We start from the raw sequence: 10,403 nt of genomic DNA on the forward strand, positions 1-10,403 counted from the left end.
CGATGAACCCGTTGCCCACGGTCGTTCCGGGGCCGGCGACGGCTCCGGTCAGCGGTTACCGGCCGCCGTTCGCCCCGCACGGACCGTACGCCGCGCCCCCACCGGCGCCGTACCCGCCGGTCACGCCACCGGTCGTCCCACCGGTACGGCCGGTGAAGCCACCCCGGGAGCGGTCCCCGCTCGGTGCCGCCACCTTCTCGATGATCTTCGTGGCGCTCGGCGTGGTGACCCTGCTCGACCTGGCCGACGTGGTCGACGCCCACCCGTCGGGGTACTTCGCCGCCGCGTTGGCCACCATCGGCGCCGGGCTGCTCGTCGGCACCTGGTTCGGCCGGGCCCGCTGGCTGATCGCGCTCGGCCTGGTGGCCGCCGCCGCCCTCGGGGTCGCCACCCTCACCGAGTCCTACGACCGGGTACGCGGCATCGGCGGCGACGTCACCTGGGCGCCCGCCGACCACGCCGAACTCGCCGACCGGTACGAGAACAAGTTCGGTGACGCCGTGCTCGACCTGCGCGCGGTGACCTTCCCCGACGAGGTGACCCAGGTGACCGTGGCGGTGTCCTTCGGGCACACCGAGGTGGTGGTCCCGCCGAACGTCGACGTGACCACGATCGCCGAGGTGAGCGCGGGTGAGGCGACGGTCTTCGGCCGGCGGATGAGCGGCGTCGAGGCACGGCAGCGGGAGAGCACCGACCTCGGTCCGGACGGGCCGGGTGGCGGCCGGCTCCGCCTCTACGTGAACGTCAATGCTGGTGACCTGGAGGTGACCCGGTGAAGGCCCACCGTACCGACGGGGTGTCCCTCTTCTTCGGGCTGCTCTTCGTGACCCTCGCCGTCTGGTGGCTGCTCGCCCAGCTGCTCGACCTGGCCCTGCCGGCGATCGGCTGGTTCCTGGCCGGGGGGTTGATCCTGGTCGGCCTCTTCGGGCTGCTCGGCGCGCTGCGCTCCGGCCGGCACGCGTCCGAGCCGGGTCAGCCGGTGACCGCGGTGCCGGCACCGACCGACCCCACCTCGGGCGTACCGGCACCGACCGGGCCCACCTCCGCACCGCCGGTGCCGGGGACGGTGGCACCCGGGTACGGACCGGTGGAACCGGTCACCGCGCCCCCGGCAGCCGGCGACGAACGCTCCCCGTGATCGGTGCAGTCCGGTTTTCCCGCCGCATATGCTGGCCGGTGGAGGCTGCCGCCTCCGCCGGCCCGGTCCCTGTCGTCCGGCTCCGGCCACGGCGTCCGGTACCCCCGCGGCGCCTCCGCCGCGGCGTCGCCGCGTGTCCCGTACCGACCTCGCGAGGAGCCCGTCCGAGATGACCCAGTCCCCCGCCGTACGTGCCGCCGGGAACTCCGGCCCGGTCCGTGTCGGCGAGCGCGCCGCCCGTACCCTCGCCGCCGAACTGGCCCGGCACCACGACCCGAAGAACGCCCTGCTGATCGGCGGTGACCCGGCTTCGGCCGTCCTCGCCGCCGCGATCGACGCGCTGCTGCCGGGGGACCTGCTCACCGTGGTACCCGCCGACCGGACCACGGCCGACGCCCTGCGCGAGCACGTCACCGCCCAGGGCCGGTGGGTCGCCGACCGGGTACGCGTCGTCGACTCCCTGGCCGAGGCGGACCCGGCCGCCGTGGTGATCGCCGCCGAGCCGCTCGCCGGCAGCGCCGACGAGACCCGGGCACTGCTGGACGGCTGGGCGAAGTACCTCGCCGACGGCGCGGTACTGAGCGTCGCGGTACCGGCCGCTCCCGGGCGGACCGGGGGTGCCGCGGAGGAACTGGACCGGCAGGCCGCCCTCTTCGGGGTCGGCTCCGACCTGGTGGTACGCAACCGGCCTCCGGTGCGGGTCCACCGGCTGCGGTTGACGCCCGCGGCGGCCCGTACCGCCGAGCGGCTGGCCCCCGCCTACCGCCCGTCCAGCGTCCCGCTGACCCGGACGATGCACATCGACTCGAACGGGGTCGCCGCCGCCGGCATCACCCTCGGTCTGGCCGCGCTGACCCGGATCGCCCGGCCGAAGTCCAAGCTGTGGCTGCTGCCGGCCCTCGCCGCCGTACCGGTGGCCGCGTTCTTCCGGGACCCGCAGCGCGACGTCCCGGAGGACCCCTCGGCCGTGGTGGCCGCCGCCGACGGGCAGGTCCTCTCGGTGCAGCGGCTGCACGACGAGCGGTTCGGTGACGGCGAGTTCCTGCGGATCGCGGTCTTCCTCTCGGTGCTGGACGTCCACGTCAACCGGGCACCGGTGGCGGGCAAGGTGGTCGACTACTTCGTCGCCGACGGTGGCTTCGTCAACGCGATGAAGCCGGACGCCGAACACAACGTGGCGGCGTACACGGTGCTGGACACCACCCACGGCACCGTGGTGGTGGCCCAGCGGACGGGGCTGATCGCGCGGCGGATCGTGCAGCGGGCGCCGGTCGGCTCGCTGCTGGCCCGGGGGGAACGCTTCGGGCTGATCCGGTTCGGCTCCCGGACGGATGTCTACCTGCCGGCCGACGCCGCCGATCCGCTGGTCGGTCCGGGTGACGAGGTCGTCGGCGGCTCCTCGGTGATCGCCCGCTGGCGCTGACCCGACGCCCGGACACGGAGAAGGGGCACCTCCAGGGAGGTGCCCCTTCTCGAAGGTCGTGCGGTCAGGCTGCCGCGCGCTGCCGCAGCCAGAGCAGCGGGCCGCTGACCAGGTAGCCCACCACGATCAGACCGAAGGTGAGCCGGATGTCCACCAGCGCGCCGACCACCGGGACCAGCCACAGCCACGGCGGCAGCTTGATCAGCCGGGCGAGTTTGGCGTACGGGAAGCTGGAGACCATCGCGAAGGCGAGCAGCCCCACCCCGGCGATCTGCACCGCACCCGGTACCGGCAGGCCGATCACCACCGCGAGGGCGAGCACCGCCGCCGCCATGGTGGTGGGTACCCCGCAGAAGAACCGGCCGTCCTTCGGGGAGACGTTGAACCGGGCGAGCCGGATGGCGGCGCAGGCTGCGACCAGGGCGCAGGCCACCGCGGCAGCAGCCGGCGGGACCGAGCCGGCGAGCGAGGCGTACACCACGACCGGGGCGGCCAGCCCGAAGGAGCACATGTCGGCCAGCGAGTCCATCTGGGCGCCGAACGGACTCGCCACCCCGAACTTCCGGGCCAGCGCCCCGTCCAGGCCGTCGAAGGTGACGCAGGCGATCAGGCAGAGGGCAGCGGTCCGGACATCGCCCTGCATGGCGAGGAAGATCGCCAGCATGCCGAGCATGATGCTGGCCAGGGTGCAGCCGTTGACCAGGGCGAACTTCACCCGGCGGGCCGGGGTGCGCTCGCCGGGGAGCAGCGGGATGGCCATGCCGGGCTCGTCGTCGACGGCGGCGGACGGCCCGAGCGCGGGACTGACCGGGGCGACGGCGTCGATCTCGGACCGCTCGTAGCGGTCGAGGCGGCTGCGCCAGGACTCGGGGTGCCGGGGCTCGGCCAGGGGGGCCACGTCGGTCACGCCGTGCGTGTCAGCGTCGCGGCGCCCCACCCGCACCAGGAGAACCTGGCGGGCGAACGTGCTGCCGCGGCGCAACTGCCCCGCCCAGCGACGCCCTGCGGGGCGCGGACTGTCAGTGGTACGACGCCGGCGCCAGGGGGCTCTCGGCACGTTTCCTCCATCACCGGATCGGCTGGACCGCCTGCTGGCGGCTGTCCGGCTGTCTCGTGCCGGACCGCTTGCTGGCCCGGCAGCCGTTTTTGCGGATTAACACCATCGCACAGTCGGGTGGGGATTGGCGATAGCTGCCGGTCGAACCATCTACTACAAACCGTGCGAAGCGCTCAGATATTCCCATCCCGCGCGGTACATTCTCAAATCGGCACTGGGCCGACCTTTCATTTTACGGGAAAGCGGCATCCCCAGCAGTGCGGCGGCCAGTTACATACTGATATGACCGACAAAGCGGGCAGCAATCTCGGTCAACGGGAGAGTCCGCAGCTCCGTTGTCGGAAACCAGGCGGCCCGGGCCGTGGAGCCGCCGGCCGCCTCGGTGACCCGGGGTTCGGTGGGCTCCTCCACCCGCACCCGGTACACCGCGCGTACCCCGTGCCAGTCCAGGGGCCGTTCCTCCGGCCCCTGGGCCGCCGGGTTGTGCAGGCTGTCCACGCCGAGCAGACCGGTCACCCGGCCGAGCTGCCCGGTCTCCTCGACCAGTTCCCGGAGCAGCGCGGTGACCGGCTGTTCGCCGTGATCCGTACCCCCACCGGGCAGATGCCACCGGCCGGCACCCGGGTAACCGTCGGCGATCATCGCGAGCAGCACCCGGTCGGCGGGGTCGGTGGCGAGCGCGTACGCCCCGAACCGCTGCCGCCGGTCCACCTCCGGCACACGGTGCGGCGACCGTCGACGCGGCAGCGGTGCGGGCAACGGGGTCACCGGCAGGCCCAGCAGCTCTGCGGTGAACGGCATCAGGGGCAGGTCAGGCGCGGCGGCGGCCACCCAGTCCAGCCGGTCGGTGCTGCCGGCCGGCTCGGTCCGCAGCTCACCGGAGACCGGTGTCACGTCGTAGACGATCCGGTCGACATGCACCGCGACCCCGCCGCCGCCCGTGCCCGCGTCAGCGCCGGCCGCACCCGTGTCGGTGTCGGTGTCGGTGTCGGTGTCGGCGTCGGCGTCGGTGTCCGCGTCGGTGTCGGCGTCGGCGTCGGCGTACCGGAACACGTCGGCGACCACCGCCCGCAGCCCGGTCACCCGGACGGTCAGCCCGGTCTCCTCGGCGAACTCGCGCACCACGGCGTCGGCCGGGTGCTCGGCGTGCCGCACTCCGCCGCCGGGGAGCTGCCAGACCCCGGGGAACGGAGTGGTCGACGCCGCCCGCACCAGCAGCACCTGGTCACCGTTGCGGCACAGCCCGTACGCCCCGATCCGCCGCCGCTGCTCCACCCGTCGCGCCTCCGTCAACCGTTCCGCCAACCATCCGCTTCGATCATGAGGTTAGAGCGCCCGGCAATAGGACTGGCGGGGCTGCGCCGTGCCCTGGCACGTCGGCCGGCGGCGTTGTCGTCGTCGGCCATGCAACACCGGCATGACCTCCTCCTCCGCCTTGCCACCCTCGGCCAGGACCCGCCTCGCCACCACCGCCCTACTGCCGGGCGCTCTTAGCGATCGAGTTGATCACGTTACACACAGCCCACCTATTGATCAACGGGGAGTGACGGGAGGATCAGATCGCGGCGTTGCAGGGGTACGCCGGCCGAGTCGTCGTCCGTACGCGCGGCATCTGCCCCGACCCGGCCCGGTCACCCCGTAATCCACTCGTTTTCCTGGAAGTCGGGGCCTCCGCCCTGGCCTGACAGCCCGACTTCCTGAAAACCGAGTGGATGCGCCGGTAGCTCGCCCCGGCGTCGGCGTCGGCGACTGTGTCCGCGTCGGCTTCCGGGAAAGGTCAGGTCAGGCGGGCGGCGCGGACCGCCTCGGCGGTGACCTCGGTGAGCCGGTCGGCGGGCAGCCCCCGCAGCTCGTCCCGGGCGAACCAGCGGGCCTCGCAGGTGGAACCGCCCACGTCACCGACGACGCAGGGGGCCGGCACGTCGACCAGCACCCGGTAGAAGGCGCGCACCCCGTGCCAGTCGATCGGGTAGCCCTCGGGGCCGAGCGAGGCGGCGTCCCGGTGGCTGGCCACCCCGAGCAGTTCCACGAGCCGACCCTGCTGCCCGGTCTCCTCGACCAGCTCCCGGAGCAGTGCCGCGCCGGGCTGCTCGCCGAAGTCCGTACCGCCGCCGGGCAGGTGCCAGCAGCCCGCGCCGGGGTAGCCGTCCGCCACCCGGGTCAGCAGGATCCGGCCGGCCGGGTCGGTGGCCACCGCGTACGCGGCGAACCGCTGCGCCCGGTGCAGGCCGTCCGGCCCCGGTACCGCGTGGAAGGAGGGGACGTCGGGGGTCTCGTCCGGGGGCAGGTCGACCGGACCCGGCGGCACGCCGAGCGCACGGGCGGTGAACGGGCGCAACGGCAGGGTCCGCGCCTCGGCCGGCGTGCACCACCGGGCCAGGTCGGTCGGTTGGCCGACCCGGTCGATCAGCCGGCCACCCCGGACCGCCACCCGGTAGACCAGCCGGTCGGTGTGGATGGCGATGCCCCGTTCGGGCAGGGCACGCAGGTCGGCGAGGACGTCGTGCAGCCCGGTCACGGTGACGGAGAGACCGGTTTCGGCAGCCGTCTCCCGGACCACCGTGTGGTTCGGGTCCTCGCCGTGGTCCACCGCCCCGCCGGGCAGCGACCAGATCCCGGGGGTGCCGGACCGGTCCGAGGCCCGGACCAGGAGGAACCGCCCAGCGGAGTCAGCACATACTGCATATGCCGCGATCCTGCGGAGCGGCGCCAACGTGGTGGTCACAGGTCGAAATTCTCACCCTGTCCGGTTACCACCATCGAAGTTAGTCAGATTCCTGACACTTATCTCGCGGATCAGGGGTAGGTCAGGGTAGTGATCCGGGCGGTCACCGAGGGCGGCACGGCCATCGGCGGGGATCGTTGAGGCATGACCTACCACGCACCCACCCAGCCGCCGTACCGCCAACTCCGCCGCCCCACCTCGGACCGCATGGTCGCCGGGGTGGCCAGCGGACTCGGCCGTTACTTCGACGTCGACCCGACCCTGGTCCGGGTGATCCTCGCCGTGGCCACCATCCTCACCGGCGGCGTCGCGCTGCTGACGTACCCGGTGATGTGGTTCCTGATGCCGGAGGAGTCCCCCGGCGCTCCGCCGTGGCCGGGCCCGACGGGCGTCGCGCCGCAGCCGGGCCCGCCCGCCACCCCGACCTGGCCGGCTACGACGGGCGCCACACCGCAGCCGGGCCCGACGGGCACCGAGGCGCAGCCTGGTACGCCCTCCGACGGGTGACCCGCCCAGATCACTCCCACTCGATGGTGCCCGGGGGCTTGCTGGTCACGTCCAGCACCACCCGGTTCACCTCGGGCACCTCGTTGGTGATCCGGGTGGAGATCCGGGCCACCAGGTCGTACGGCAGCCGGGACCAGTCGGCGGTCATCGCGTCCTCGCTGGAGACCGGACGGAGCACGACCGGGTGGCCGTACGTCCGGCCGTCGCCCTGCACCCCGACGCTGCGCACATCGGCCAGCAGTACCACCGGGAACTGCCAGACCCCCCGGTCCAGGCCGGCGTTCGAGAGCTCCTCACGGGCGATCAGGTCGGCGGCCCGGAGCAGCTCCAGCCGCTCCCGGTCGACCGCGCCGATGATCCGGATGGCCAGACCTGGGCCGGGGAACGGGTGCCGCCAGACCATCGCCTCGGGCAGGCCCAACTCCAGGCCGAGCGCGCGTACCTCGTCCTTGAAGAGCGTACGCAGCGGCTCGACCAGCGAGAACTGGAGATCCTCCGGGAGACCGCCGACGTTGTGGTGGGACTTGATGTTGGCGGTCCCGGTGCCTCCACCGGACTCCACCACGTCCGGGTAGAGGGTGCCCTGCACCAGGAACTCCACGTCCCCGTGCGAGGCGATCTCGCGGGCGGCGGCCTCGAAGACCCGGATGAACTCCCGGCCGATGATCTTGCGCTTCTGCTCCGGGTCGGTCACCCCGGCCAGCGCGCCGAGGAACCGGTCCGCCGCGTCGACCACCTTGAGCTTGATGCCGGTGGCGGCGACGTAGTCCTTCTCGACCTGCTCGGCCTCACCGGCACGCAGCAGCCCGTGGTCGACGAAGACGCAGGTGAGCTGGTCACCCACCGCCTTGTGCACGAGCGCGGCGGCGACGGCCGAGTCGACCCCGCCGCTCAGGCCGCAGATGACCTCCTTGTCGCCGACCTGCTCGCGGATCCGGGCGACCTGCTCGTCGATGATGTTGGACGGCGTCCAGGTCGGCTCGATGCCCGCGATGTCGTACAGGAAGCGGGTCAGCATCTCCTGCCCGTGCGCGGTGTGCCCCACCTCCGGGTGGAACTGCACCCCGGCCCGGCGGCCGGCCACGTCCTCGAAGGCGGCCACCGGGGCACCGGCCGACTCGGCGGTCACCGTGAAACCGGCGGGTGCCTCGGTCACGCAGTCCCCGTGGCTCATCCACACCGGCAGCTCGGCCGGCAGGTCGCGGAGCAACACACCCGCGTCGATCCGGGCCCGCAGCGGGGTACCGCCGTACTCCCGGTTACCGGTCCGGGCCACCGTACCGCCCAGCGACCGGGCCATCGCCTGGAAGCCGTAGCAGATGCCGAAGACCGGCACGTCCGAGTCGAAGAGCCGGTCGTCCACCTGCGGTGCACCGGGCTCGTAGACGCTGGACGGGCCGCCGGAGAGGATGATCGCGGCCGGGTTCTTCGCCAGCATCTCGGCGACCGGCATGGAATGCGGGACGATCTCGGAGTAGACCCGGGCCTCGCGCACCCGACGCGCGATGAGCTGGGCGTACTGGGCTCCGAAGTCCACCACGAGGACGGGGCGAGGCGTGCTCATGTGCAGCAAGCCTACCGACAGTCACCCCCGCAGCGCCGCCGGGGCGTGCGACGGCACCGCCGGGTTCTCCGGCAGCACCCGGGCCACCGGCCGGTACGGCTCGCCGAGCGGTGGCCGGGGGTCCGTTCCGCCCTTGTTCGGCCAGAACGACATCGCCCGTTCGGCCTGCGCGGTGATGGTCAACGACGGGTTCACCCCGAGGTTCGCCGAGACCGCCGCGCCGTCCACCACGTGCAGTCCGGGGTACCCGAAGACCCGGTGGTACGGGTCGATCACGCCCTCGGCCGGGGAGGCGCCGATCACCGCACCGCCCAGGATGTGCGCGGTCACCGGTACGTCGAACGGCTCGGTCAGCGCCCCGCCGGGCTCCCCGCCGATCTCCTCGGCGAGCAGCCGGGCCGCCTCGTTGCCGGCCGGGATCCAGGTCGGGTTCGGCACCCCGTGCCCCGGACTGCCGGCCAGCCGGCGGCCGAACAGCCCACGCCGGTAACTGGTGGTGAGCGAGTTGTCGGCGGACTGCATGACCAGGGCGATCACCGTCCGCTCCGACCAGCCCCGGACCGACAGCAGGCGGAGGAAGGTACCGGGGCGGCTGGCGATGATGCCGAGCCAGCGGCGTACCCGCCGGGGACCGCCGTCGACCAGTACCGACTGGAGCAGCCCCATCACGTTCGAGCCCCGCCCGTAGCGGACCGGCTCCACGTGGGTCTGCCGGTCCGGGTGGAACGAGCTGGTGATCGCCACCCCCTCGGTGAAGTCCAGGCCCCGGGACCGGGCCTGCCGCCGGGGTACCGAGGCGCCGAGGATGGCCTCCGAGTTGGTCCGGGTCAGCTCACCCAGCCGGGGCGAGAGACCGGGCAGCGCACCGCTGGCCCGCATCGAGTGCAGCAGCCGCTGGGTGCCGAGCGCCCCGGCCGCGAGGATCACCTGCCCGGCCCGGATCCGCTGCCGCCGCTTGCACAGCCAGGCGCCGGTACGCACGGTCTCGATCTCGTACCCGTCACCGTCGGCGGCGGGGTGGACGGCGGTCACCGTGGTCAGCGGGTGCACCTGCGCGCCGAGCCGTTCGGCCAGCCAGAGGTAGTTTTTGACCAGGGTGTTCTTGGCGCCCCGCCGGCAGCCGGTCATGCAGGCCCCGCAGTGCGTGCAGCCGGTCCGCTCCGGGCCGACCCCGCCGAAGTACGGGTCGGCGGCCCGTTCGCCGGGCCGGCCGATGTACACCCCGACCGGGGTGGCGTGGAAGGTGTCGGCCACCCCCATCCGCTCGGCCACCGCGTGCATCACCCGGTCCGCGCTGGTGCGGACCGGGTACGTGGTGACGCCGAGCATCCGTTTCGCCTGGTCGTAGTGGGGGGCCAGCTCGGCCCGCCAGTCGGTGATGTCCCGCCACTGCGGGTCGTCGTAGAACTCCGGCAACGGCTCGTAGAGGGTGTTGGCGTAGACCAGCGAGCCACCGCCCACCCCGGCCCCGGAGAGCACCAGCACACCGCCGCCGGTCCGCCGGTCGGCCGCCCGGAGCAGGGTGATCCGCTGGATGCCGTAGCAGCCCAGTTTCGGCGCCCAGAGGAACCGTCGGGTCCGCCAGGAGGTCTCCGGGAACTCGTCGTCGGCGAACCGGCGCCCGGCCTCCAGCACGCCGACCGTGTACCCCTTCTCGGCCAGCCGCAGTGCGGTGACGCTGCCACCGAAACCCGACCCGATGACGACCACGTCGTAGCGCATACCCGCATCATTACTCGTGAGTAGCCCTCGCGCCAGAGCCTGATTTCGCGCGATCATGCCCGCTGTCGACCGTACGGGGAGGAAATCGGCGATGACGGACGTGTCAGGAAGCCGGCTGGGCCATCGACGTACCCGCGCACTGGTCGGTGTGGTGGTCGCGCTGGCGCTGCTCGCCACGGCCGGCTGCACCGGCGGCCGGTCCCGTGACGGAGCCGACCGACCGCCGGCCGGTACCGCGACCGCCGGTACCCCGACGCCCTCCCCGAC

General features: G+C 73.1%; 9 protein-coding genes. 4 read left to right on the top strand and 5 right to left on the bottom strand.

Features of this window, described 5'->3' with window-relative positions; genetic code table 11:
* From GSF22_RS24315 to GSF22_RS24325, 3 genes are all read left to right on the top strand, one after another.
* A partial coding sequence (locus tag GSF22_RS24315; protein ID WP_244454028.1) for a LiaF domain-containing protein occupies positions 1–776 on the top strand: 776 nt, incomplete at its 5' end.
* On the top strand, positions 773–1,138 hold the full coding sequence (locus GSF22_RS36170) for a hypothetical protein (protein ID WP_439957802.1): 366 nt from the start codon (positions 773–775) through the stop codon (positions 1,136–1,138). The genes GSF22_RS24315 and GSF22_RS36170, both read left to right, overlap by 4 nt.
* Before the next feature lie 169 nt (positions 1,139–1,307).
* Positions 1,308–2,561 (top strand): phosphatidylserine decarboxylase, encoded by a 1,254-nt coding sequence (locus GSF22_RS24325; RefSeq protein ID WP_208816054.1) that lies wholly within the window; start codon positions 1,308–1,310, stop codon positions 2,559–2,561.
* Between the two features lie 64 nt (positions 2,562–2,625).
* On the opposite strand, the gene GSF22_RS24330 is transcribed toward GSF22_RS24325, so the two are convergent.
* From GSF22_RS24330 to GSF22_RS24340, 3 genes are all read right to left on the bottom strand, one after another.
* On the bottom strand, positions 2,626–3,543 hold the full coding sequence (locus tag GSF22_RS24330) for a CDP-alcohol phosphatidyltransferase family protein (protein ID WP_208816059.1): 918 nt from the start codon (positions 3,541–3,543) through the stop codon (positions 2,626–2,628).
* 345 nt (positions 3,544–3,888) lie between these two features.
* Positions 3,889–4,893 (bottom strand): NUDIX hydrolase, encoded by a 1,005-nt coding sequence (locus GSF22_RS24335; protein ID WP_208816060.1) that lies wholly within the window; start codon positions 4,891–4,893, stop codon positions 3,889–3,891.
* A gap of 502 nt (positions 4,894–5,395) precedes the next feature.
* Positions 5,396–6,343, bottom strand: a complete 948-nt coding sequence (locus GSF22_RS24340) for an NUDIX hydrolase (RefSeq protein WP_208816055.1) — start codon at positions 6,341–6,343, stop codon at positions 5,396–5,398.
* A gap of 144 nt (positions 6,344–6,487) precedes the next feature.
* Between GSF22_RS24340 and GSF22_RS24345 the strand changes: the two genes are divergently transcribed.
* A complete protein-coding gene (locus GSF22_RS24345; protein WP_208816056.1) occupies positions 6,488–6,850 on the top strand; it encodes a PspC domain-containing protein in 363 nt (120 codons plus the stop codon).
* 10 nt (positions 6,851–6,860) lie between these two features.
* On the opposite strand, the gene guaA is transcribed toward GSF22_RS24345, so the two are convergent.
* Together guaA and GSF22_RS24355 are read right to left on the bottom strand one after the other, a co-directional pair.
* The gene (gene guaA / locus GSF22_RS24350; RefSeq protein ID WP_208816057.1) at positions 6,861–8,414 is read right to left on the bottom strand and encodes a glutamine-hydrolyzing GMP synthase; all 1,554 of its coding nucleotides are present in this window, start codon (positions 8,412–8,414) and stop codon (positions 6,861–6,863) included.
* A 21-nt stretch (positions 8,415–8,435) separates the two neighbouring features.
* Entirely contained in the window at positions 8,436–10,136 is a 1,701-nt protein-coding gene (locus GSF22_RS24355) for an FAD-dependent oxidoreductase (RefSeq protein WP_208816058.1), read from the bottom strand.
* Positions 10,137–10,403: the final 267 nt, after the last annotated feature.

The organism is Micromonospora echinofusca (assembly GCF_017614955.1).
In the GTDB taxonomy this organism is placed as follows: domain Bacteria; phylum Actinomycetota; class Actinomycetes; order Mycobacteriales; family Micromonosporaceae; genus Micromonospora; species Micromonospora echinofusca_A.

Coding starts and splice junctions, on each gene's coding strand:
- GSF22_RS24325 (WP_208816054.1), top strand. CDS start 1,308: ATGACCCAGTCCCCCGCCGTACGTGCCGCCGGGAACTCCGGCCCGGTC.
- guaA (WP_208816057.1), bottom strand. CDS start 8,414: ATGAGCACGCCTCGCCCCGTCCTCGTGGTGGACTTCGGAGCCCAGTAC.
- GSF22_RS24355 (WP_208816058.1), bottom strand. CDS start 10,136: ATGCGCTACGACGTGGTCGTCATCGGGTCGGGTTTCGGTGGCAGCGTC.
- GSF22_RS24345 (WP_208816056.1), top strand. CDS start 6,488: ATGACCTACCACGCACCCACCCAGCCGCCGTACCGCCAACTCCGCCGC.